Origin of the sequence: Kitasatospora sp. NPDC097605, from assembly GCF_040302725.1 — a bacterium.
Lineage (GTDB): Bacteria > Actinomycetota > Actinomycetes > Streptomycetales > Streptomycetaceae > Kitasatospora.
In genome coordinates this window covers 115,362-137,343 of record NZ_JBEOSF010000004.1, presented here as the reverse complement: position 1 = coordinate 137,343, position 21,982 = coordinate 115,362, and the positions used below count along the sequence as shown (strand labels likewise).

Annotated in this window: 20 protein-coding genes and 6 pseudogenes; 20 read left to right on the top strand and 6 right to left on the bottom strand. The window is 69.2% G+C overall.

Going from position 1 to position 21,982, the window contains the following annotated elements; translation table 11 throughout:
* The first annotated feature begins 84 nt into the window (after positions 1-84).
* Positions 85-1,032 (top strand): helix-turn-helix transcriptional regulator, encoded by a 948-nt coding sequence (locus ABTX81_RS06215; protein ID WP_350542245.1) that lies wholly within the window; start codon positions 85-87, stop codon positions 1,030-1,032.
* 210 nt (positions 1,033-1,242) lie between these two features.
* On the opposite strand, the gene ABTX81_RS06210 is transcribed toward ABTX81_RS06215, so the two are convergent.
* Together ABTX81_RS06210 and ABTX81_RS06200 are read right to left on the bottom strand one after the other, a co-directional pair.
* Positions 1,243-1,422 carry a YdeI/OmpD-associated family protein gene (locus tag ABTX81_RS06210; RefSeq protein WP_502892713.1) on the bottom strand — a complete coding sequence of 60 codons (180 nt, stop codon included), beginning with the start codon at positions 1,420-1,422 and terminating at the stop codon, positions 1,243-1,245.
* A gap of 91 nt (positions 1,423-1,513) precedes the next feature.
* Positions 1,514-2,878, bottom strand: coding sequence for an erythromycin esterase family protein (locus ABTX81_RS06200; protein WP_350541873.1), 1,365 nt, complete (start codon positions 2,876-2,878; stop codon positions 1,514-1,516).
* Positions 2,879-3,153: 275 nt separating this feature from the next.
* Between ABTX81_RS06200 and ABTX81_RS06195 the strand changes: the two genes are divergently transcribed.
* From ABTX81_RS06195 to ABTX81_RS06165, 8 genes and pseudogenes are all read left to right on the top strand, one after another.
* Entirely contained in the window at positions 3,154-3,447 is a 294-nt protein-coding gene (locus ABTX81_RS06195; protein ID WP_350541871.1) for a hypothetical protein, read from the top strand.
* A 206-nt stretch (positions 3,448-3,653) separates the two neighbouring features.
* Positions 3,654-3,968, top strand: coding sequence for a helix-turn-helix domain-containing protein (locus tag ABTX81_RS06190; protein WP_350542243.1), 315 nt, complete (start codon positions 3,654-3,656; stop codon positions 3,966-3,968).
* Positions 3,969-4,384: 416 nt separating this feature from the next.
* Positions 4,385-5,746 (top strand): radical SAM/SPASM domain-containing protein, encoded by a 1,362-nt coding sequence (locus ABTX81_RS06185; protein WP_350541869.1) that lies wholly within the window; start codon positions 4,385-4,387, stop codon positions 5,744-5,746.
* Complete coding sequence (asnB, locus tag ABTX81_RS06180; protein ID WP_350541867.1) at positions 5,734-7,968, top strand: asparagine synthase (glutamine-hydrolyzing); 2,235 nt, start codon at positions 5,734-5,736, stop codon at positions 7,966-7,968. Before ABTX81_RS06185 ends, asnB begins: the two co-directional genes overlap by 13 nt.
* Positions 7,965-9,230 (top strand): MFS transporter, encoded by a 1,266-nt coding sequence (locus ABTX81_RS06175; RefSeq protein WP_350541865.1) that lies wholly within the window; start codon positions 7,965-7,967, stop codon positions 9,228-9,230. The genes asnB and ABTX81_RS06175 overlap by 4 nt, the downstream gene beginning before the upstream one ends.
* 152 nt (positions 9,231-9,382) lie before the next feature.
* Positions 9,383-9,712 (top strand): annotated as a pseudogene (locus ABTX81_RS39610) (NsdA family TPR-like regulatory protein); the annotation flags it as partial.
* A gap of 38 nt (positions 9,713-9,750) precedes the next feature.
* Positions 9,751-9,993 (top strand): annotated as a pseudogene (locus ABTX81_RS06170) (IS256 family transposase); the annotation flags it as partial.
* A gap of 61 nt (positions 9,994-10,054) precedes the next feature.
* Positions 10,055-11,038, top strand: coding sequence for a GNAT family N-acetyltransferase (locus tag ABTX81_RS06165; RefSeq protein ID WP_350541863.1), 984 nt, complete (start codon positions 10,055-10,057; stop codon positions 11,036-11,038).
* Between the two features lie 218 nt (positions 11,039-11,256).
* Here the strand turns inward: ABTX81_RS06165 and ABTX81_RS06160 are convergent, their stop codons facing one another.
* Complete coding sequence (locus ABTX81_RS06160; RefSeq protein WP_350541861.1) at positions 11,257-11,799, bottom strand: TetR/AcrR family transcriptional regulator; 543 nt, start codon at positions 11,797-11,799, stop codon at positions 11,257-11,259.
* A 371-nt stretch (positions 11,800-12,170) separates the two neighbouring features.
* Between ABTX81_RS06160 and ABTX81_RS06155 the strand changes: the two genes are divergently transcribed.
* The 4 genes and pseudogenes from ABTX81_RS06155 to ABTX81_RS39605 form a co-directional block, all read left to right on the top strand.
* The gene (locus ABTX81_RS06155; protein WP_350541859.1) at positions 12,171-12,524 is read left to right on the top strand and encodes a cupin domain-containing protein; all 354 of its coding nucleotides are present in this window, start codon (positions 12,171-12,173) and stop codon (positions 12,522-12,524) included.
* A gap of 573 nt (positions 12,525-13,097) precedes the next feature.
* The gene (locus ABTX81_RS06150) at positions 13,098-13,937 is read left to right on the top strand and encodes a hypothetical protein (protein ID WP_350541857.1); all 840 of its coding nucleotides are present in this window, start codon (positions 13,098-13,100) and stop codon (positions 13,935-13,937) included.
* A 94-nt stretch (positions 13,938-14,031) separates the two neighbouring features.
* Positions 14,032-14,238: pseudogene (locus ABTX81_RS06145) on the top strand (helix-turn-helix domain-containing protein); the annotation flags it as partial.
* Between the two features lie 154 nt (positions 14,239-14,392).
* Positions 14,393-14,650, top strand: a pseudogene (locus ABTX81_RS39605) (helix-turn-helix domain-containing protein); the annotation flags it as partial.
* A gap of 328 nt (positions 14,651-14,978) precedes the next feature.
* On the opposite strand, the pseudogene ABTX81_RS06135 reads toward ABTX81_RS39605, so the two are convergent.
* Positions 14,979-15,143: pseudogene (locus ABTX81_RS06135) on the bottom strand (pirin family protein); the annotation flags it as partial.
* 91 nt (positions 15,144-15,234) lie between these two features.
* Between ABTX81_RS06135 and ABTX81_RS06130 the strand changes: the two are divergent.
* Positions 15,235-16,389 carry a tyrosine-type recombinase/integrase gene (locus ABTX81_RS06130; RefSeq protein WP_350541851.1) on the top strand — a complete coding sequence of 385 codons (1,155 nt, stop codon included), beginning with the start codon at positions 15,235-15,237 and terminating at the stop codon, positions 16,387-16,389.
* Positions 16,390-16,447: 58 nt separating this feature from the next.
* Here ABTX81_RS06130 and ABTX81_RS06125 read toward each other — a convergent pair whose 3' ends face one another.
* Complete coding sequence (locus tag ABTX81_RS06125; protein WP_350541849.1) at positions 16,448-16,639, bottom strand: helix-turn-helix domain-containing protein; 192 nt, start codon at positions 16,637-16,639, stop codon at positions 16,448-16,450.
* Between the two features lie 248 nt (positions 16,640-16,887).
* Between ABTX81_RS06125 and ABTX81_RS06120 the strand changes: the two genes are divergently transcribed.
* The 4 genes and pseudogenes from ABTX81_RS06120 to ABTX81_RS39600 form a co-directional block, all read left to right on the top strand.
* Positions 16,888-17,616 carry a hypothetical protein gene (locus ABTX81_RS06120; RefSeq protein ID WP_350541847.1) on the top strand — a complete coding sequence of 243 codons (729 nt, stop codon included), beginning with the start codon at positions 16,888-16,890 and terminating at the stop codon, positions 17,614-17,616.
* Complete coding sequence (locus tag ABTX81_RS06115) at positions 17,613-17,990, top strand: hypothetical protein (protein ID WP_350541845.1); 378 nt, start codon at positions 17,613-17,615, stop codon at positions 17,988-17,990. The genes ABTX81_RS06120 and ABTX81_RS06115 overlap by 4 nt, the downstream gene beginning before the upstream one ends.
* Before the next feature lie 360 nt (positions 17,991-18,350).
* On the top strand, positions 18,351-19,301 hold the full coding sequence (locus tag ABTX81_RS06110; protein ID WP_350541844.1) for an LLM class flavin-dependent oxidoreductase: 951 nt from the start codon (positions 18,351-18,353) through the stop codon (positions 19,299-19,301).
* A 96-nt stretch (positions 19,302-19,397) separates the two neighbouring features.
* Positions 19,398-19,559 (top strand): annotated as a pseudogene (locus ABTX81_RS39600) (winged helix-turn-helix domain-containing protein); the annotation flags it as partial.
* Here ABTX81_RS39600 and ABTX81_RS06100 read toward each other — a convergent pair.
* Positions 19,557-20,099: a TetR/AcrR family transcriptional regulator gene (locus ABTX81_RS06100; protein WP_502892717.1), complete on the bottom strand. Its 543-nt coding sequence runs from the start codon at positions 20,097-20,099 to the stop codon at positions 19,557-19,559. The pseudogene ABTX81_RS39600 and the gene ABTX81_RS06100 overlap by 3 nt on opposite strands.
* Positions 20,100-20,315: 216 nt before the next feature.
* On the opposite strand from ABTX81_RS06100, the gene ABTX81_RS06095 reads away from it, so the two are divergent.
* Positions 20,316-20,834 (top strand): cupin domain-containing protein, encoded by a 519-nt coding sequence (locus ABTX81_RS06095; protein WP_350541842.1) that lies wholly within the window; start codon positions 20,316-20,318, stop codon positions 20,832-20,834.
* 312 nt (positions 20,835-21,146) lie between these two features.
* The gene (locus ABTX81_RS06090; RefSeq protein WP_350541840.1) at positions 21,147-21,977 is read left to right on the top strand and encodes an SDR family NAD(P)-dependent oxidoreductase; all 831 of its coding nucleotides are present in this window, start codon (positions 21,147-21,149) and stop codon (positions 21,975-21,977) included.
* Positions 21,978-21,982: the final 5 nt, after the last annotated feature.

The window sequence follows — 21,982 nt, the reverse complement described above, 5'->3', positions numbered from 1 at the left end:
CGACCTCCTCGGTGAGGTCATGTCGCCATCTTGCTGCCCGAAACCGGTCACCCCATGACCGGTTTATGTGAGAGTTTTGCCGACGTGCGAACCGACCGGCTGGTGGCCATCCTCCTCATGCTGCAACGACGCGAGCAGGTGACAGCAGCAGAGGTCTCCCGAGAGCTGGAGGTCTCCGAGCGCACCGCCCGCCGCGACCTCGACGCCCTGGCCACGGCCGGGGTGCCCGTGTACTCCGTGCAGGGCCGCGGCGGCGGCTGGCGCCTCGTGGGCGGCGCCCGCACCGACCTGTCCGGGTTGACCGCCAGTGAGGTCCGCGCCCTGTTCCTGGCTGTCGGTCCGGCCTCGGCTGCGACGCCGGCAGTGAAAACAGCTCTGCGCAAGCTCGTCCACGCTCTGCCGGAGCCCTTCCGACTGCAGGCCGAGGCAGCAGCGTCGTCGCTGGTCATAGACCCGCAACAATGGGGGGCGAGCCGGGTCGAGCACCGGCCGCCTCGTTTCCTCGACGAACTCCAGGACGCGGTGATCCGAGGCGTTCAGGTGCGGCTCGGCTACGTCGACGGCAAAGGCGCCGACACCCGGAGAACCGTCCACCCGCTGGGCATCGTCGCCAAAGGTTCGGTGTGGTACCTCGTCTCCAACACCGAGACCGGCCGACGGACGTTCCGGATCGACCGCGTGTCGTCCGCCGAACCGACCGACGATCCCGTGCACCGGCCCGAGGACTTCGACCTCGCCCAGAGCTGGTCCGAGATCGCCGACGAGGTCGACCGCAAACGAACGCCGCTGGAGATCCAGGCGGTATGCCTGCCCCATGGGATACACATACTCCGGATGGCGCTCGGCGGCCGGCTCGACGTTGGAGGTTCCACGACCGACGGCCGCATCGAGGTCGTGATCCGCGGCCACAACGAGTACCTGCTCGCCGGCGAGCTCTCCGGACTGGGCGAATGGCTCGAGGTGACCGGCCCTCCCGGTGTCCGAGACCAGCTGGCCTCGATCGGCCACGCGCTCGTCGAACGATACGGCTGACCGCGCACCAGCGGGGACCTTCACGCTTCTTGGAGCGGGCGAGACATAGTTTCGAGAACAGTTCCGCTCAATGGCACGGTTTGTCCGTTCCAGGCAGACGCCCGGTCACGACATCAACGGGTCCGCCGGCTTGGCTCGCTGCGGGTGGACCGTCTCGTGCCGGACCAGCATCGCCACGCACTCGGCGGTCTTCCGGATGCGTGTCTCGGCCTACTTGCCGGCATTGACCCGGCTGATGAGGGCGAAGCGGTTGGTCTTGGTGAGCACCTCGAACATCGCCTGCGCCGCTGGGTTGGCGGCGATCGCGGCTAGGACTTGCCCGACAGCCGGGCCGCCCGTCTCGTGAGCACGGGCCATCAACAAGCTCAAGCACGCCAGAACGGTGGCCACGGGGTACGACAAACGCGGCTACGTCCACCTCGGCACGGTCACCGCAGCCGCCCTTGTTGTCTGGCTCCGCACATGATCGACCGGGCGGAACCTAGTTGAGCATGTGGGCGGCCTGGACCTGCTGGAGGTGGATGAGGACGTCGTGGGTCTGGGCGAGGCGGATCTGGGGGGCGTCGGCGATTCCGGGGTAGGTGGCGCCGATGTTCTTGATCGTGTGGGGTGCGGCGAGCCAGGTGCGGGCCGCGGTGGGGGTGTTGCGCAGGTCGACGACGTAGTCACGGTAGCGGACCTTGTCGAGGGTGTGTTCGGCGGTGCCCGGGGCGGCGGGGGCGGCGGTGAACCGCTCCGGGACGCCGTCATGGTTGAAGGCGTTGAACGTGCCCTGGTTGAAGGTCAGGCCCACGCTCAGGTAGCCGGCGCCCAGCTGCTCGCGCAGGAATTCGCCCTGGACGCGGGGGTGGCTGGCGGGAGCGTAGGTCTTGAGGGCGACGTGGGTGTTGTGGGCGGAGATCATGATCTTGCTGCCGGTGCGCTGCTGCCACCAGGCGACGTTGTCCGCCATGGTCCGGTCGCGATAGAGCATGGCGGCGGGGATGTTCTGGGGGTCGTCCCAGTCGAAGGCGTACAGGGTGGTCATCTGGTGGATCGCGGTGGCGTGCTGGAGGGCCCAGGCGTGCGCGTCGGCGTCGGCACCGGGGTGCTGCCTGAGCAGCTCCACCGCCCGGCCGGTCCGTTCGGCGAGTTCCTTGCGTTCGGCGAGCGGCTTCGCGAAGTAGTCGTTGACGTAGGTGTCGGCGCTGGTGGTGGGCCGCAGGCCCCGGTGCAGCTCGGCGATCTGCGCGGCGAGTTCGGGGCTGGACGCGGCCGCGTAGGCGTTCACCCTGTCGTACAGCCCGGGGCCGGCGAAGCCGTTGTCGTCGCCGACGAAGTGCACCGGGTCGTCGGGGTGCTGGACGTTGTAGGAGCGCATCCACTGGAGCAGGTCGCGGCTCTCGGCGTTGTTCCACCACCGGTAGGTGCCCTGGAACTCCTCGTCCATGATCTGCTTCAGGTCGCCCTCACCGCGCGTGAGGTAGGCGTCGATCCGCAGGCCGCTGCTCCAGGCGGCTTCGAAGGCGAAGGTGCGAAAGCCCTTCTCCTCGACCAGGTAGCGGAAGACGCGGTGCTTGACGGTGACGAATTCGTGCGAGCTGTGGGTGGCCTCGCCCACGCCCACCACCGTGGCGTCGCCGACCATCCGTCCGAAGGGACGCAGGTCGGCCAGGCCGCCGCGGGGTTCGGTGGTGCGCAGCGGGTGCGCCACCCGTTCGAGGGCCGCCTCGGGAGAGCGGAAGGCGGCGGCGTCGGCGGAGGTGGACGCGGCGGGCGGGGCGGCGGCGGAGGCGGACGGAGCGAGGGCCAGGGGGGCGCCGAGCGGGAGGAGCAGGGCGGCGAGCAGGAACTTGCGGGTGATCATGGCCCCAACCCTCGCCGCCCGAGGGCACCTCGCACCATCCGCTGAACCCCCGGACCGGGCCGGGGGTTTGCCTCACCCGCCGACCGACGGGGCGCCGGGACCACGCTCCCCCTCGTGATTGGGAGTCAAGCACGCTGCCGTGCCCGAGTCCAGGGGCACGGGCGACCGGCGGAGCGCCCCCGCCCGGAGATCCGCGTGCCCCTGCCGCTGAGACATACGTCAGTCCAGGGAAGGACGGCTGGAAGACCGTCTGCGCGACCGGCCCCCGGGCGCGGGTGTTCTGCCGGCACGGCACTGACCTCACCCGGGCGTTCTCCGACACCGCCGCAGCGGCCTCGGTGCTGCCGCCCGGCGACATCGACGGCGAGCTGATCGCCGTCACCTTCACCGGCGAGGTCTCGTTCGGCCGCCCACAGACCCGCACGGGAGAGGTCCTGGTCGAGCCGGTGGTGGTGAAGGGATGGGCCTGCACCGCACGCGACGCCTCCGGGCAGTGGCACCACCCCTTCCGACCCCACCGCCTGCGGACGGACCGCACCGAATGCGTCCGCCCTCCCGCTGTTCGGTGAGGGCGGCAGCGGTTCCGCAGAGTCTAGAGCAATGTCAAATATTACTGAATGGTAGCCGTTGACGTCGATCGCGCTGTTCGCTTAGGTTCGTTCTCGATGGATCACAGTAATCATTCGATCACTGTTCGTTACTGATGTGAATTGCAGTGGCAGGCAGACAGGTCAGAGATTTCCGAGCGCCGATCCCGGCCGGCGTCCGGGTTGTGATGGGGGTTTCTGCTTGGAGGGGAATCGTGGAAAATGTTGCTCCATTACCCTGTGGTCATGTGTGGCCGATTTTGTCCACGCCACCGCACGTCCGCTCCTGCTTTGAATTGATTTCGGATCTAACGGGCCGCGAGTCGGAAGTATTTCGGCTGCTGGGAATGGGCATGGACAATCGAGAGATCTCTCGGGAGCTCGGGGTTGCGGAGCGCACCACCAGAGCCCATATGACCGCTGTCATGACGAAGCTCCGCCTCGATTCCCGCCTTCAGGCAGGCATTGTCGCGGCCAGCGTCTTGTGCTGGTGCGAGACCTGACCTCGCGCCGCGCCTCCTACCTAAAGAGGCAATGGTCGGCCTCCTCCCGGGATGGCAGGCTGGACGCACCGGGGGAGGGTGGCGGAGGATCCGGGAAGTCGGAACCATCTGCCGGCCCGTTTGCCCCCGCTTTCCATCGGAGAAGCGAGGAGGTGTTTCGGATGATCATCGAGGACGTGACCAGCGAGGAGCAGGACGTCGACGTCGCGGTTGCCGGTAACGGCATCTGCTGACCTGCTGAAAGCAGGCGCCGAACCGAGCGGGAAGCCGGTGCTCATTGGGTTGGTGCCGCGCTGTCGCTGTTCAGTCGGACAGCGCGGCACCAACTGCAGAACGAGAGAGGGGCGTGGCCGATTCTCGGGGCGGTTCCTTTCCTGTCGACCTGAATCTACCGTGAGCAACGGATTGGAGGAGCCGTGCAACTGCGGGCCAGCCGCTACCTGATTTTCTCCGAGGGTTCGTTCCGTAACGCGGACGGGATCTCCGTGCGCATCGCCTGCCTGACCTCGACGGCCCGTACGTACGTGCTCGATGCCCGGATCGCCGACGTCCTGCTGACCGGCGGAGCGGAGGGCCTTGACGGGCCGACGGCCGACCAGTTGCTGGCGCTCGGCCTGCTCGTCCCCGAAGGTGCCGACGAGGCGCTGGACGCCGTGCGGGCGAGCAAGCGAGCGGTCCGTGAACGCCGGGTCCGGACCTTCGTCGTCATGCCGTCCAACTACTGCAACATGGCCTGCGAGTACTGCGGGCAGGAGCACGAGAAGCGCACGATCGCCGCGCGCGCCGAGCGCCTGGTCGAACGGGTGCGCCGGGCCGCGGCGGCGGAAGGGACCGATCACCTGCACATCGGCTGGTTCGGCGGGGAACCGCTGATGGCCTACGACATCCTGCGCAGGCTCGCGTCGGCGTTTCTCGACGTTGCAGCCGAGGGCAACTGCGGGTACACCAGCAAGTTGGTCACCAACGGATCGCTGCTCAGCCACCGGAAGCTGCGCGACCTCCACCTAAAGTACGGGCTCACGGAGCTTGAGGTGACCCTCGATGGCACGCGGGACTATCACGACAAGTCCCGTGTTCTCAAAGGGGGGTGGCGGAGCTTCGACCGGGTGGTCAGCATGCTGGGGGAGACGGCCGCCGACCCGGACCTGGCCCGGCTCGATGTCACCGTCCGCACCAACGTCGGCGCGGCCAACGCCGGCATGGCGGCTGAGTATGCGGCCGCCATGGCGGCGGCCGGCCTGGCCGGAAGCCGAATCTCGTTCTATCCGACGGTGATCCATACGTGGGGGAACGACGTGACCGAACTGACCGTCACCAAGCAGCGATACGCGGAGATCGAGCTCTCGTGGTTCGAGGAGTTCGCCCGTGCCGGACTCAACCACGCACTGCTCCCGTCCACCACCAAGCCGATCGTCTGCGTGGCGGTGGATCCCTCCAGCGAGGTGATCGACGCTGCCGGCGGCCTGTTCTCCTGCACCGAGCAACCGCTCGTCCCGGGCTACGAGGGGACGCGGCTCGGGAACGTCGAAATCCTCCCGCTGGAGGTACGCCGGCCGGCAGGCCAGTTCGACGACTGGCACGCCGGCGTCGAGGCCGGAACCGAGACGCCGTGCCGGTCATGCCGGGTGCTGCCGATCTGCGGCGGCGGCTGCCCCAAGCATTGGCGCGAGGGCACGATGCCGTGCCCGTCGTACAAGTTCAACCTGCCGGGCCGCCTCGACCTGTATGGCCGGGGGCTGGGGCTACGGAAGGAAGGGGACGGTGCATGTGCGGGATAGCGGGGGTCTTCCTGCTGGGCGATCGCCCCGCCCGGCCGGAAGACCACGGGATAGTGGCGCGGATGAGCGAGCGGCAGCACAGCCGGGGGCCGGACGGCACGGCGCTGCTCCGCCGGCCGACCTACTCACTAGCCTTCAACCGGCTGGCCGTGTTCGCCGAGGAGAGCGGCGCGCAGCCATTCGTCGCAGAGGGATTCTCGCACGTCACGGTGGTGAACGGCGAGATCTACAACTTCCGTGAGCTGCGGAAGCGTTGGGCGAGCCCGGCGACCGACGGCTCCGACTGCTCGGTGGTTCACGACCTGCTGCCCGTGCTCGGCCCGGCATTGTTCGGCGCGCTCCGAGGGATGTTCGCCGTCGTCGGCGTGGACGAGCGGGAACGGAAGCTGACCCTGGCGCGTGACCACTTCGGCATCAAGCCGCTGTTCTACGCCGTCCGCGACGGCCGTCTGTACGTGGCCTCCGAGCTCAAGGCCCTCTTCACTCCAGGGGCCGTCCCGTGCGCACCGGACTGGGCCTTCGCCCTGCAGGACGCCCACTTCAGCCTGGTGTCGCACTACTCGGCCGACCAAGCCCGGACGTACTTCGACGGGGTGCGCGAAGTTCCCCCGGGCAGCACCGTGAACATCGACCTCGACACGGGAAGCGTCACCACGCGGCGGTTCTGGCAGCCGGGGTTCCAGGACAGCGGGGAACTGAACGAGGACCCCGCCCCCTACGTCGAGCGGTACCAGTCCCTGCTCGACCAAGCGGTGTCACGGGCCTGCATGGCCGACCAGCCGCCGGTCGTCCAGCTCAGCGGCGGGATCGACTCCGTCGCGGTGGCGGCCCTGGCAGCCCGCCACCGTGACATCCGCCTCTGGACGGTCCTGAGCCCGACCAGCGTTGAGACCGGTGACTTCCGGGCGGCCGCCCGGGCCGCGGATCACCTTGGCCTTCCGCTCCACTGGGTCGACGCGAGCGAGACCGAGCGGGACCTCTCGGTCGACGACTGGCAGCAGATCCTCTGGCAGACCGAAACGCCTCTGGCCGACCCGGGCTTCCTCTACCGGCTGCTCATGTCCAGGGCGATCGCGGAGAACAGCCACCCGACGAAGGCGGTGCTGTCCGGGCAGGGCAGCGACGAGTTCAACGGTGGCTACACCACCGCACTTGCCCCGCCTGGCCGACGGAACTGGCAGGGATTCGTCGATAGCCTCGACGAGCGCCGCCGCCGGACCCTGCTGAACGCCGCCCCTGGGGCCGTCTCCGAGATCAGCCGTGGAGTGACCGAGGGCTGCCTCCGGACCTCGTGGCTCGCCGAGCTGGTCGAGAGCCCCTCGACCGACCTCTACCGAGGCTACATCGATCGCAAGCTCTACGACCTGCGGCTCTACAACTGCTTGTGCGATGACCGGACCTCGGCCGCCCACGGACTGGAGAGCCGCCCGGTGTTTTTGGACGTCGACTTGGTCGACTTCTCGCTCGCGGTGCCTCCCGCGCTGCGCGGGAGGCTCTTCGACGACAAGGCCATCCTGCGCCGAGCCGTGCGCGGCTTCGTCCCGGACGACCTGGCTGACCGCCCCAAAGTCCCGTTCTACGCCGGTGCCGCCCGTTCGACGGGCCTGGCCGCCCTCGCGAACCTGCTGGAACGCGGCCAGAACAGCTTCGTGGAACTCGCCACCTCCGGCACCATCGCCGCCGGCGTCCTCGACCCGGACGCGCTGAGAAGGGCCATCCGAGAGGCGGTTCGCCATCCCCAGCGGGACGGCGTTCAACGGCTCCTGCGGCTGCTGTCGCTCGGGGCGCTGGAGGTTGTGCTCACCGGGCAGGGCGAACCCCACCCGGGATTCGGGGCGTCAGCGCCGGTCGGCACGGCAGGCCCAGGTGGCTCTGCCCCCGAGACTGCCGCCGGACGTGTCGATGCTGCGCGGGTGGCGGTCCCGGCGGGCGTCAGCTTCGCGCTTGAGGCCGACATCCGGCTGATGCGCGAACACGGGGCGGAACGGTCGGGGAAGGTCTACCTATTGCGGCGAGGACGGCTCGAGTACTCGCTCGACCCGGCGGTCGATGCGAACCTGGCCGACCTGGTGCCCAGGCTTGTCGAGCCCGCCACCGTCGAACAGCTCGCCCGGCGAGCTGGCCGGCCGGTGGAAGAGGTCCGGACGGGAGTCGCGGACCTGCTGCAGTACCGGGTCCTCAGGACGCTGCCTGCGGAGACCACGGGAGGACCCGTCGGGTGAGCCGGTTCAAGGCGATCGGCGCTCCGCCTGTGCGGCGCTTCCTCGGGGGCTACACCGCCTCGATGGTGGGCGATCAGATGTGGGTGCCGATCCTAGGATGGACAGCCGGACAGTACGGGCAACCGGTGGTCGCGGGCCTTCTGCTCAGCGTCGGCACTGTTCCACGGGCGCTGCTCATGCTGCTGGGCGGCACGCTGGTGGACCGCTACGGCATCCAGAGACTCGCCGCTGTGACCCAGGCCGGCCGCATCCTGACCATGCTGGCGCTGGCCGCCATGGGCGTGATCGGCCTCGTGGCGCACAACTGGATCGTCCTGCTGGTCGTTGCCTTGGTCTTCGGTGCCATCGACGCGGTCAACATCCCTGCGTTGGAAGCCGCCCCCGCACTGATCGCCGAGCCGGACCAACTGCCCCGACTCGCTGGGCTGCTGCAGACGGTTGCCCGACTGGCGTCGGTCGTCGGCGCTCCCCTCTCCGGGCTGCTCATCGCGGTGGGCGGAGTCTCTGTGGGGGCGATGGGGTGCGCGTTGCTGTTCGCTGTGGCCCTCGCCGTCCTGCTGCGAGCCGGACTGCCCGGACGTCGGACCGGGACCTCCGGCGCCCTCGGCACCGGAACCGGCGGGCTCCGGTACATCGCGTCGAATCCGGTGCTGCGGACGCTGATCGTCGCCATTGCCTGCCTCAACTTCGCGATCATGTCGTCGTTCAACGTCGGTATCACGCTGCTGGTGAAGGACCACGGGTGGTCGGCCACCGAGTTCGGGCTGTTCGAGGGCAGCTTCGGCGCCGGCGCGATGGTGGGCGCCGGGATCGTCGTGGTCGCCCGGCTCGCCCGGCGCCCGGCCCTGGTGGCCCTCGGCTGGGTGGCCGTTCAGATCCCGCTGCTCGTCGCGCTCGGGTTCATCGGCAGCGCCCTGTGGATCTCGGTCGCGTCGGGGCTGGTCGGACTCACCCTTGGTCCCGCCAGTGCGCTGCTCGTTGGCCTCGTCCAGGTCACCACCGACCGGGACTACATCGGCCGGGTGATGAGCGTGGTCGGGTTCGCATCCATAGGCCTGACGCCCGTGTCGTACCTGCTCTTCTCACTGGTCGCTGACCTTGCGGGGCTCGGGACCGCGTTCGTAGCCAGCGGAACGCTGGAACTGTTGGTCCTGGTGATGCTGGCGGCGTCGCCGGTGCTCCGGACCACGACGCTCACCGGAACTACCGGCGGGGGCGACCGGCAACCATCCGGCGGCACACTCGCGGAGGAGACACCCTGAAACGTGCAGCCGACTCCGTTCGCTCCAGGGCACGCTCGAGCCATTCGCGGGTGCAGCGGCGCGGACGAATACCAGGTCGGGATGAGCCTCCCCCGCTGCGCGGGAGGTGCTACCGCCTGAACCTGGCGAGAAGGTAGGCACGCGCCCGCCTCCTGCACCTCGCCGCTGAACTCGCCCGCCTCGCCGGCTTCGCCAGCTTCGACGCCGGATTCCACTGCGCCGCTCAGCGGTACTGGACCACCGGCCTGCGTGCGGCCGACACCGCCGGCGACCGGGCGCTCGGCGCCAACATCCTCAAGTCGCTCAGCCACCAGTGCTACGACCACGGCCTCACCGGCGCCGCGCTCGCGCTCGCCCGCGCCGCCAGGGCCCGGGCCATGCTGCTGCGACAGGCCCGCGCCGAAGCCGCCTGCAACAACCGAGGCGCCTGCGAACGCCTGCTCGCCGAAGCCGAAACCCAGATGGCCCGCTCTGCCGCCAGCGACGACGTCCGGCCTGGACCGGCTACTTCGACGCGGCGGAGTTCCACGCCCAGCCCGCCACCTGCTATGCGGACCTGTGCCGTCCCCGGTCGACCTTCGCGAACGTCCGTCTGCGGACGAAGGTCACCAAGGGCGCCGGATCCCGGGTCACCGCCCTGGCGATGGTCTTCAAGCTCGTCGAGTCCGCCCAGGCCCGCTGGCGAGCCGTGAATGCACCCCGCCTCGTTGCCCTCGTCCGCGCCGGGGCCCGCTTCGAACGCGGCAAGCTCGTTGAACGGCCGCAGACGACCGCGGGCGTGAATAGGGTGGCGGACCTGCCTCGAAGTCCGAGAACATCCGGTCATGTTGGATGGCATGGCAGGACAGGACCTTCCGGCCGGCTTCGGGTTCCGGCCGTATCGCGGCGACGAAGACCACGGCGCCATGGCTGCGGTGCGGCTGGGATGTGTTGAACGGGACCGGGTCGATGTCCATTCGGTTGTGGAAGGGCTCCCGACAGCGGCCGAGATCGCCGAAGCTTCCGCCAAGTTGGAGGAGCCGTCCAAGAACCAGATCCTGGTGGTGCTCAACGGGAGCGTCGTCGGCTACTCGACGATCCGGTGGTGGCAGGAGCGGGACGATACGTGGCTGTACCTGCACCGCGGCTCCCTCTTGCCCGAACATCGCGGCCAGGGCATCGGCTCAGCCATGGTGAGCTGGGCCGAAGAGCGGATCCGCCAGCTCGTCAAACAGCATGGAACGGCGCGGACGGCAGTGATCGGCGCGAACGCCATGGCCTCCGAGCAGGACGCCACGGCGCTGCTGCGCGCAACCGGCTACCGACGTGTCTTCAGCCTGGTCGAGCTGGAGCTGGGCGATCTGCAGCAGGTACCCGACCCGGGCAGCGGACTGCCGGCCGGGATACGGACGGGGCCGATCGGGACAAGCCACTACCGTGCAGCCTGGAGGACGGTCGTCGATTCGTACGCGGACACAGGCTTCGCTCAGAAATGGCCTTTCCAGGACTTCGTCGACACCGCCGACCCGGCATGCTGGAGGGCTGCCTGGAACGGGCAGGACATGGTCGGCGTCGCCCTCTGCTCCATCCGCCGTCACGACCACACCGTGGGCGAGGTGGAAGAGCTGAGTGTCCGGACGGACCAGCGACGCCTCGGAATCGGCCGGGTCCTACTGCTGGACGGGCTGCAGAGCCTTCGCGAGCAGGGCGCAACGACCGCCCGGCTGTTCACGGGCACGGAAAACCCGCACCGGTCCTACGACCTTTACGAGAGTGTCGGGTTCCGGCGGCAGAACGAGTACGTCCGCTACCGCAAGCCGCTTGCTTGATCGACCGGCCGTCGGGCTGTCAGGTCATCCACAGGATTTGACAATAGCTCCACTTCGTCTTCGACACGGCGTGTGGCCTTGAGTGTGTCTTCGCCGACCGACTTCTGGCGTACGCGGCACCTCGCAGCCCAGCTGGTAGCGACGGTCGACGGTCGACGGTCGACAGCTGAGTTGGTGCCGCCGACGCGTCGGGCCGTTGCCGTCCGACGTCCGCGGGTTCAATCCGCCCGACGCGGCAAGCAGGTGATCATCTGGTCCGCGACGGCGTGGAGCGCTTCACGCGGCACACCCGAGGCGGCCTGAACGGCGAGCCCTTGGACGAGCGCGACCAGGAGCCGCGCGAGGGCCGAGGGGTCAGAGCCGGAAGGCAGGCCGTCGGCGGCGGAGAAGGGCCTCAGCCGGTCGGCCAGGCACGTCACCCCCTCCTCCCGGAGCCTGGCGAGGTACTTCCGGACCTCGGCCGAGCGAGGACTCACGGCGAGTGCGCCCTGCACGACCAGGCAGCCGTGCGGGGTGCTCTCCCCGGCGACCGCCTCCACGGCAGAGTGCAGGAGAGTGCGCACCAGCGCCTCGGTGGTCGGCTGGTCGAGGGCTGCCTGCAGATAGGCCCCCGGCCCCGCCATGTAGCGTTCGACGGCCTTCCGGAAGAGGGCCTCCTTGTCCCCGAACGCGGCGTAGATGCTGGGGGCGCTCATCCCCATGGCCGCCGTGAGCTCGGCCATGGCGGTGCCCTCGTAGCCCCGGGCCCAGAAGGTCAGCATGGCCGCTTCCAGCGCGAGTTCGGAGTCGTAGCCGCGAGGCCGACCACCCGGCATGAATCTCCCCTGCCCTTCTTCCGCCGACCGGGGGCGCGGTGACCCCGCGGAGTGCGGGGTTCTCGCTCAGCCTGTCGACGGTGCTGTTGACACGTGCCCACGGGCGCGGAATAGTTTAATAACGATCGCTAGGATACTCCGCTCGGCAACGAAGGAGCAGCCATGAGCCTGATCGGTCCCTACGCGACGGACCCCCGGTACACCAGGCGCAACGCGGTCTAACGTGCCCAGCGGGCAGGGGCAGACGGCCTGACACCTACACCCTCAAGGTCGGCGGCCGGGAGACCAACGGGGCGCTGACGTTCCTGGAGGCGACGGTGCCGCCCGAGGGCGGACCCGCGCCGCACGTCCACAACGACCACGACGAGGCGTTCTACGTGATCTCCGGGGAGCTGGAGTTCCGCAACGGCGACGAGACCGTGACCGCCGGGCCCGGCGGATTCTTCTTCGTCCCGCACGGCACCCGGCACGCCTTCCGCAACCGCGGCTACCACGCAGCCAAGATGATCTTCTTCTTCACTCCGGGTGGCATCGAGGAGCTCCTCCTCGCCGACGCCACCCCGGCCGAGCCCGGATCCGCCCCGCCCGTCCGGCAGCTCAGCATCGCGGAACCCGCGACCGAGCTGATGGAGCGCTACGCCACCGAGATCCTCCCCGACCCCGCGCCTTGATCTGCTGGGCAACGACGGCCCCGCGATCAGCGGCCACTCGGCAAGCCGGCGTGGTTCAGCTCCTCGGCGACGCTGCGAAGTACCGCAGTTGGCGCGTTCACGCCCGGCCCGCGGCACATCAGGCGGCTGACCGTGAACAGCCTCGGCTCCTTCCTGATGCGGGTCAGCCAAGGTTCCGGTCTGTTATGGACATACCGGGTCGGAGCACCCCGACAGTCTGGACGTGCGGGCGGGGCGTCCGTGTGGCCGGTGTGGCGCTTTCCTCGCGAACGGCTCATCCGTGGTGCGGCGCTCATCGCCGCGTGTCACGGTGATCACGCAGGGCAACGGGTGTCGGTCGGGTCCGGTAGCCGCGCGAGGGCATCAGCCCCCGGCCCGCCGCCTGCCCGTCCAGACGCGCCTTCGAAGGGCACGCCTGGACAGGGCGGAGCGCGCGTTCCTGCGCGCAGGACAGTCACCGCTGTCGCCGTACCTCGGCGGCCGCATCGCACCGGCAGGCGCGGGCCGTGGCCCGCGTGTCGGGTTCATCGGAGAGGAAGAGCTGTGAAGGTTCGCTTCGGCACACGCCGTGGAATGGTCCTCGGGGTCGCCGCACTGGCCGCGGTCGTCGCCTCGGCTGTCCCGGGAGGGGCGACCGCGAACGCGGTCACGGTCCCGGACGAGAGCGCGCTCACGTCCGCGATCACGGACTTCATCGCGTCCGTGCTCGCGGGTGTCACGCAGGCCACCGACGGGGCGCGGTCGGAGAACTGGGGCGTGATCACCCGAAACACCATCGGCTCCCCCGTCGCGGCCCTGCGCAACGGTCCCTTCGGTTCGTACGGTGCAACCGGGGACAACTCCAGGCCGCCGTACGGGAACGGCAGCCTCGGCATCGAGGTGGCGGACGCCGCCACCTCGCAGACCCCGGGCGCCGAGAAGGTCGACTTCGGCAACGAGGTCGACTTCTTCGGCCAGTCGGTGCAGGACCTGGACGAGGTCGGGTTCCACGTCTTCCAGACCACCGAGAACGTCGGCTACGGCGGTGGCAGGAACCTGCCGAACATCAGGTTCGAGATCGACCCGAACCTGGGCGGCACCCAGAGCGACAACTACTCGGTGCTGGTGTGGCAGCCCGACGCCGTCCCGGTCGCCTCCCTGAACCGCTGGAGCCCGTACCTCGACGCCACCACGACCGGCTCGTGGTACCTGACGGGCGGCGAGACCTCCTGCACCCAGGCCACTCCGTGCAGCTTCACCGACGTCAAGCGGTCGCTCAACGACGGCGGCAACGACGCCACGATCCTGACGGCCGCGGTCAGCAAGGGCCGCGACTACCTGTGGGTCGGGGCCGTCGACGGACTGCGGATCAACCAGTTCGTCTACGACTTCGAAGCCAACGGCGTCAACGCCCGCCGTGTCGACCGCACCTGACGCCGACGGGAGGAGCCTACTGACTTCGGCGTGCCAGGGTGAACTGTCCCGGTTTGCCTGATGAGCGCGTTGTGGTGGCCGTATCCGAGGTTGTGTGAGATATGCGGATGGGGGTGGGATGGCCGCCGCGGGACGGCTGCGCCGGGAATCGGTGCGGATGCAGGCGGCCGAGCTGTTCGAGCAGGAGGTCAGACCGACGGAGGTGGCCCGGCGCCTGCGGGTGAGCGGGAAGTCGGCCCGTCAGTGGCACCGGTTGTGGCCCGAGGGCCGGGCCGAGGCGCTGGCGTCGCGCCCCAGAGGTGAATGGTCATCTGCGTGACCCCGGCCGGAACCGTGAACATGGCGAGGCCGCGCGTGAAGCCCTGCTCGCCGTGAGGCGCCGCGACGGGAGCGTGCGGCATCGCCATGGCCGTGCCGCACACGAGGACGGCCATCACGGCCACTACCCCCGGCCAATGGCCGCGCGGGAGCGGATCCGGCTGCACGCCGTGGCACGCTTCGAGGGCGGGAAGAAGAACCGGGAGGTCGCCACCGCGCCGCGGGTGGGCGAGCGGTCGGTGGAGCGTTGGCGCCGGCCTTGGCGTGAGCGCGGCGAGGCCGGGGTCCTTTCGAAGGGCCCACCCGGTCGCCCGAGGCTCGGCGAGCGGCAGATCGCTGGGCTGGAGCGCGAGTTGGAGCGAGGTTCGCTCGCACACGGCTGGGAGGACCAGCGTCGGAGGGCAGCTGGGCCCTGGTCGAACGGGGCATCGGCAACCTCTCTGTCGCCAACGTCGAGAGCGTCCCCGGGGCATCACCCAGTCCGACGGGGTCCCGCCGCGGTCGGCGGCCCTGCCCCTGCCCCTGCCCCTGCCCCTGCCCCTGCCCGGCCAGGAATCACACAACCGCGGCCTGCCCATCATCACAGAACCTGATTTGCGGTCAGATAGGTCAGCAAAGTGTCAGCATCAGTCCGATCAAACCTTGCGGTTTCCGCCCCCTCCTGGGATCAAGGACCTGGCGCCAGCGTGCAGCCGGACACCACCTGTACCGCGTCTGCGCAGGTCAGCGCTCCCGTCCCCGGGCCTTGAGGGGAATGTCGGGCAGGGCCGGGGCGCGGAGGCGGGCGCCGTCGTAGCCGTGGACCTGGCCGAAGCGGGTGCCGGTTTCCCAGTCGTTGCGGGCCTGGAGGATCTCGTCGCCGGTGCGGCCGATGAAGTTCCACCACATACCACGCGTTTCACGGTTCTTCCCAGGTCAGAGGCCTGATCGACCATCCGGGGTCAGCGAAAGGTCAGCAAGACGCCCGGGAGTCGACACCATGGCCACCATCAACCTCGTCCGCGGCATGGGCAGCTTCTTCAAGGAGTGCGAGCACCCCGAGAGCCGGTGGCCGAGGTGCCCGCACGAGTACAAGATCCGCTACCGCAACGCGGCCGGACGGCAGACCGAGGAGTCCGGCTTCGCCACCCAGGACAAGGCGAAGTCCCGCCTCGCCGAGGTCTACCAGGCCCGCAAGAACAACCCGCAGAGCCAGCACAAGGCCGCCCGCGTCCAGCAGTACAGCCCGATGCAGTTCCACGAGTACGTCACCGAGTGGAAGGCCGGCCAGCGCGACCTCAGCCCCAGCTCCCTCCGCCACCTCGACTCACTGCTCGTCCACCACCTCTACCCCGCCTTCCGCAGCCGCCGGATGGGCACCTTCGACCACAAGGTCGTCGAGGCCTTCATCCAGACCATGGAGCGCAACGGCGTCGGCCTCGCCACCCAGTCCAACGCCTTCGACAAGCTCAAGTCGATCCTGCTGGACGCCCACCGCCTCGGCCTCTACGACGACAGCCCGCTCGACGGCGTCAAGCCCCCGCAGTACGACCCCAAGCGCGCCGTCATCCCCTCCGCCCCGCAGATCCGGGACATACGCACCGCCGGCGACGACACCTTCCGCCTCGTCGCCGACCTCATGAGCGGTTGCGGCATGCGCAACGGCGAGGCCCTGGCCGTCAACATCAACAACATCGTCGCCGACGATGTCTACCGCATCACCGAGCAGGTCAACCAGACCACCAAGACCTACGCGCCCCTCAAGCACCGCAAGGCCGGCGACTACCGCGACGTCCCCCTCGCCGCCCGCGTCCGGCACTCCATCGAGTCGTACGCCGACACCTACGGCACCATCGACGGCTACCTTCTCCGGCACCCACGCGACCTGACCAAGCCGATGCCCAACCACTACATCGCGAACCAGTGGAAGCGGATCAAGAACGACGGCCTCGTCGAGATCCCCGACGGCATGGTCGTCTACGGCCTCCGCCACTTCTTCGCCTCGAACTGCCTCGGCCACAACCTCCCCATCACCGACGTGGCCGAGTGGATGGGCCACAAGAGCATCGACGTCACCTTCAAGATCTACCGCCACCTCATGCCCGGCTCCATCAGCCGCGCCGCCGAACTCCTCGACCTCGGCCTCGCCGCCTGAAAGCGCGGAGGCCCTGTCCCGGACCGGGACAGGGCCTCCGCACGCCAGTCACGCGACCTCAACCACCGGACAGCCGCTGCTGCTTCACCCACGCCTGAACCTCGGACACCTTGAACTGCAACTTGGCGTTCCGCCCGCACCCGAACCTGTACGGCACGAGACCCGCGCGACCAGCATCGCGGTACACCCACGCCACCGACATGTTCAGGTACTCCGCAGTCTCCTTGACACTCATGAAGTGCTGGATCACTGGACCCCTCCCTACGACAACCGGCAACTACCCCGGAGAGTGACACGCGGGGAGCCGTTTGACCGGGCCGGAGTCCCGTGCTACCGACCTCGGCGCTTCAGGGGGATGGCGGCGGGAGGACGAGGGAAAGTCCGATTCCGGCAAGGAAACCGTCGAGGATGTCAGCGCGCTGCAGTTGCAACGTCAATGATGCTTTGTCAGTGGCTCGTTGTAGCGTCGCAGACTCGCAGCGAGCGGCGGGAGTGACATTGAGCAAGATCGACCCGATAGCCAGGGCGCAGGAGATGCGAGACCGCGGCACCGATCCGCAGGTACCGTACCCGGGGTCCGACAAGCCGTGGGCCGGCATCTGCCACAAGGCCGGCCACTTGACCACATCCTCCTATTCCAGTGTGGTCACCAAGAGGCAAGGCCCATGCTTCATTTGCGGTCAGATCGCGAGCTCGCGAGCGGCGGCCGAGAAGCGTCGGGTGAAGCCCGAGACGGCCATAGCAAATATCCGGAAGGCCGATGTCGAGCCGTTGGAGCCGTTCCCGGGAACGGACAAGACGTGGCGGTGCCGCTGCAACAACTGTCATCGAGAGCTCGATGTTTGGTACAGCAGCGTTGCCCACCGGGGCAACGGTGCCTGCTTCCACTGCTCGGGCACGGCCCCGTTGGACGCCAACGAGGCTCGTGACGAGATGCTGTCGTTTGGGCTGCTACCGCTGGTGCCGTACCCGGGGGTGAACGAGAACTGGCGCAGCCGCTGCACGACGTGCCGGCTGATTGTCGACCCGACCCTGACCAACGCCCGCAAGACGAAGTACAAATGCCGATTCTGCGCGCAGCGGGCGACTGATCCCGACACCGCCGTGACAATCATGGAGAATGCGGGGCTTCGGCCGCTCAAAGGCTTCCCGGGCGGCGTTAAGAAGCCGTGGAGGGCCGAGCATCTGGTCTGTGGCGAGATCGTCAGCCGACTCTGGACAAGGTGATCCAACGGCACCGCGCCCCTTGCATCCACTGCGCACAACACGGCTTTCAGCCGGACAAGCCGGGCTATCTCTACCTGGTGATCCACGCTGGCCTAGCTGCCGGGAAGATCGGGATCTGCAACGAGAGCAGTGACCGATTGACCGAGCACAAGCGCCACGGTTGGACGCTGATAGCGAAGGAACTACTCCCGGGACATCTCGCGACGAAGGCCGAGCGCCTGGTCTTGGACCGCTGGTCGGACCTCAACCTTCCGGAAGGCGCGACGCGGGCAGACATGCCGCAGGGCGGATGGACCGAGACGGTTGCCCTGGTCGATCGCGGCATGGACGAGCTGATGAACGACTTCACGTGGACAGTGGAGACATGCCGCTGATTGCCAGCCTCCGCGCTGCAACTCCCCGCTGGCGGTCCGTGGTGTGTTCCCACCGACCGCTCATCAGGAGGGCACCCTCTACGTCCTCCGCGCCCGAGTCGGGGAAGGCTCCCAATCGACCCTAGCACCGTACCTGGCAATCGGCTTGCGGAAGGGCCGCTGACCTGCGGTGGTTCATGGAATCCGGCTGCTGATTCACATGCGTCCGACTGCCTGGGTGGGCGATCCCCCGACGACTGGACAGCGAGCGGCCGCGACGTCGGAGAGGCGTCCACGCACCCGTCTCCGGTCGCCTGGCCAGGTGACCGGAGCGACGCCCTTCCGGTTGTCCCGGTCGTCGCACAGCCGACATCATCGAGGGTGGAGCCGGTCGCGTCGGCGACCGTCCTGTCCGATCAGGAAGGCGACGAGCGATGGACGCCACGCCGCAACAGCCGCTGCGATACGCCGTCGGGCTGCCCAACAGGCGCGAGTACGCGGATCCCCGTCTGCTGCGCGACCTGGGAGTGCTCGCGGAGCGGTCCGGCTGGGACGGCTTCTTCCTCTTGGGACGGCCAGGTCGCGGAACACCCGGACGAACATGTCACCGACTCGTGGACCACCCTGGCCACGATCGCCGCCGACACCGAGCGCCTGCGGCTGGGCGTCATGGTGAACGTGCTCGCCCTCAAGCATCCCGCCGAAGTCGCCCGCGCGACCGTCACGCTGGACCTCCTCAGCGGCGGACGGCTGGTCTTCGGCGCCGGCCTGGGGTCCTCCGCCGCCGAGTTCCAGGCGCTGGGCCACGATCCGGACCCACGGGTGCGTGCGGAGAAGCTGGACGAGGCCCTCCAGGTCCTCGACGGCCTGTGGGCGGGCCACCCGTTCACCTTCCACGGCCGCTGGTTCACCGTCACGGACCTCGCCTTCCAGCCGGTGAGCCCGCAACGTCCCCGCATCCCGGTGTGGATCGCCGGCACCTGGCCCTCGCGACGCCCCATGCGGCGGGCCGCACGCTGGGACGGCGCCTTCCCCACCCGGGCGGGGCTGGGCCACACCCAGATGATGCCCCCTTCCGACCTGGAAGCCGTGGTCTCCTACGTCCACGCCCAACAGAGCATCCGGAACAGGCCGTTCGACGTCGTCATGGAGGGCCTGACCTCCGGGTCCCAGCAGGACACCGACGCGATGGTCGTCGCCCCGTACCGGGCGGCCGGCCTCACCTGGTGGGTGGAGAAGCTGGGCTGGTTCCGGGGCCCGGTCGAGCTCGTCCGCGCCCGGATCGGATCCGGGCCCCCTCGTCCCGCCAATCCGAGAGCCGATGTCGCCTGAACCACTTCCTTCAGCCGTCGTCCGTGACCTCAGCCCGCCGCCCCGGACCAGGCGGGCGAACTGCCGGGCTGCTCAGTGGCGATGGGGCCCATGCGGCTGTCGATTGCGACCGTATGGCAACTGTTGAAGCGGCACGGCCGGTCCTGGCAAGCTCCGGACCGCAGGGAGCTGGAGCGGGACGAGCACGCAGTGGAACTGCCGAAGCGGGAGGTGTGGCCCGACGCATCGGGCCACTGCCGTCCGACGTCCGCGGGTTCAATCCGCCCGACGCGGCAAGCAGGTGATCATCTGCTCCGCGACGGCGTGGAGCGCTTCACGCGGCACACCCGAGGCGGCCTGAACGGCGAGCCCTTGGACGAGCGCGACCAGGAGCCGCGCGAGGGCCGAGGGGTCGGAGCCGGAAGGCAGGCCGTCGGCCGCGGGGAAGGACCTCAGCCGGTCGGCCAGGCACGTCACCCCCTCCTCCCGGAGCCTGGCGAGGTACTTCCGGACCTCGGCCGAGCGAGGACCCGCAGCGAGTGCGCCCTGCACGACCAGGCAGCCGTGCGGGGTGTGCTCCCCGGCGACCGCCTCCACGGCGGAGTGCAGGAGAGTGCGCACCAGCGCCTCGGTGGTCGGCTGGTCGAGGGCTGCCTGCAGATAGGCCCCCGGCCCCGCCATGTAGCGTTCGACGGCCTTCCGGAAGAGGGCCTCCTTGTCCCCGAACGCGGCGTAGATGCTGGGGGCGCTCATCCCCATGGCCGCCGTGAGTTCGGCCATGGCGGTGCCCTCGTAGCCCCGGGCCCAGAAGGTCAGCATGGCCGCTTCCAGCGCGAGTTCGGCGTCGTAGCCGCGAGGCCGACCACCCGGCATGAACGTCCCCTGTTCTTCCTGCGCCGACCGGAGTCGCGGTGACCCTACGGAGAGCGGGGTTCTCCCTCGGCCTGTCGACGGCCCTGTTGACACGTCCCCACGGCCGCGGAATAGTTTAATAACGATCGTTAGGATACTCCGCTCGGAAACGAAGGAGAAGCCATGAGCCTGATCGATCCCTACGCGACGGACCCCCGGTACACGAGGCGCGACGCGGTCTACGTGCCCAGCGGACAGGGGGAGACGGCCTGGGTGTACGCCGACACCTACACCCTCAAGGTCGGCGGCCGGGAGACCAACGGGGCACTGACGTTCCTGGAGGCGACGGTGCCGCCCGAGGGCGGGCCCGCGCCGCACGTCCACAACGACCACGACGAGGCGTTCTACGTGATCTCCGGCGAGCTGGAGTTCCTCAACGGCGACGAGACCGTGACCGCCGGGCCCGGCGGATTCTTCTTCGTCCCGCGCGGCACCCGGCACCGCTTCCGCAACCGCGGCTACCACGCAGCCAAGATGATCTTCTTCTTCACTCCGGGTGGCATCGAGGAGCTCCTCCTCGCCGACGCCACCCCGGCCGAGCCCGGAACCGCCCCGCCCGTCCGGCAGCTCAGCATCGCGGAACCCCCGACGGAGCTGATGGAGCGCTACGCCACCGAGATCCTCCCCGACCCCGCGCCTTGATCTGCTGGGCAACGACGGCCCCGCGATCATCGGCCACTCGGCAAGCCGGCGTGGTTCAGCTCCTCGGCGACGCTGCGAAGTACCGCGGTTGGCGCGTTCACGCCCGGCCCGCGGCACATCAGGCGGCTGACCGTGAACAACCTCGGCTCCTTCCTGATGCGGGTCGGCCAAGGTTCCGGTCTGATATGGACATACCGGGTCGGAGCACCCGCGCACGCACGCGCAGAGAGGCTCCAGCCGTGACAGCCTCGGTCCCCGTCGTCCTCGTTCACGGACGCGCGGGCCGGCACGACAGACCGTGGAGACCTTGCGATGACCCCTTCCACACCGTCGCGAGCGGCAGGGCCCGGTGACGACGACGGTCTGGCCGGCCAGACGGTCGTCGTCACCGGGGCCGGGCGCGGCATCGGGCTCTCGATCACCGAGGGGTTCCTCGCGGCGGGATGCCACGTCGTCGCGGGATCTCGGGCACGCACCGAGGCCCTCGACGCGCACGTGGAGCAGGGCGCGGACCTCACCGTCGTGGAAGTCGATCTCGCGACGCCGGGCGGTCCGGCCGAGCTGATCACCAGGGCCGCCGGGCTCCAAGGAGGGATCGACGTGCTGGTGAACAACGTCGGAGCGGTGCGCCCGAGGGTGGACGGCTTCCTGAGCGTGACGGACGAGGACTGGGACTGGGCCCTGAGCGTCAACCTCCTGGCCGCCGTCCGCGCCACCCGGGCCGCCCTGCCGCACCTGCTCGCCTCCGGTGCGGGACGCATCATCACCGTCTCCTCGGTCAATGCCCGGCTGCCGGACCCTCTGGTCATCGATTACGGCGCTGCCAAGGCGGCGTTGACCAACTTCTGCAAGGCCCTGTCCAAGGAGGTGGGGCCGCGAGGCGTACGGGTGAACACGATCGGCCCCGGCCCGGTGGAGACCGCACTGTGGCAGGGCGCCGATGGCGTCGCCGCCACGGTCGGACGGTCCCGTGGTGTCGGCTCCGACGATGTGGCCCGCGCCGCCGCGGCCCAGTCCGCGACCGGCCGCTTCACCCGCCCGGCGGAGGTCGCGGACCTCGTCCTGTTCCTCGCCGGTCCCGGCGCCGCGAACATCACGGGCGCCGACTTCGTCATCGACGGCGGGCTCGTGGACTCCCTGTGAGGGGG

What these genes read in the sequence shown, in the direction of transcription:
- asnB (WP_350541867.1), top strand. Translation starts at nt 5,734, where the DNA reads ATGTGCGGGATAGCGGGGGTCTTCCTGCTGGGCGATCGCCCCGCCCGG.
- ABTX81_RS06150 (WP_350541857.1), top strand. Translation starts at nt 13,098, where the DNA reads ATGGTCCTCGGGGTCGCCGCACTGGCCGCGGTCGTCGCCTCGGCTGTC.
- ABTX81_RS06130 (WP_350541851.1), top strand. Translation starts at nt 15,235, where the DNA reads ATGGCCACCATCAACCTCGTCCGCGGCATGGGCAGCTTCTTCAAGGAG.
- ABTX81_RS06200 (WP_350541873.1), bottom strand. Translation starts at nt 2,878, where the DNA reads ATGATCACCCGCAAGTTCCTGCTCGCCGCCCTGCTCCTCCCGCTCGGC.
- ABTX81_RS06165 (WP_350541863.1), top strand. Translation starts at nt 10,055, where the DNA reads ATGTTGGATGGCATGGCAGGACAGGACCTTCCGGCCGGCTTCGGGTTC.
- ABTX81_RS06190 (WP_350542243.1), top strand. Translation starts at nt 3,654, where the DNA reads ATGGGGGTTTCTGCTTGGAGGGGAATCGTGGAAAATGTTGCTCCATTA.
- ABTX81_RS06095 (WP_350541842.1), top strand. Translation starts at nt 20,316, where the DNA reads ATGAGCCTGATCGATCCCTACGCGACGGACCCCCGGTACACGAGGCGC.
- ABTX81_RS06160 (WP_350541861.1), bottom strand. Translation starts at nt 11,799, where the DNA reads ATGCTGACCTTCTGGGCCCGGGGCTACGAGGGCACCGCCATGGCCGAG.
- ABTX81_RS06100 (WP_502892717.1), bottom strand. Translation starts at nt 20,099, where the DNA reads ATGCTGACCTTCTGGGCCCGGGGCTACGAGGGCACCGCCATGGCCGAA.
- ABTX81_RS06090 (WP_350541840.1), top strand. Translation starts at nt 21,147, where the DNA reads ATGACCCCTTCCACACCGTCGCGAGCGGCAGGGCCCGGTGACGACGAC.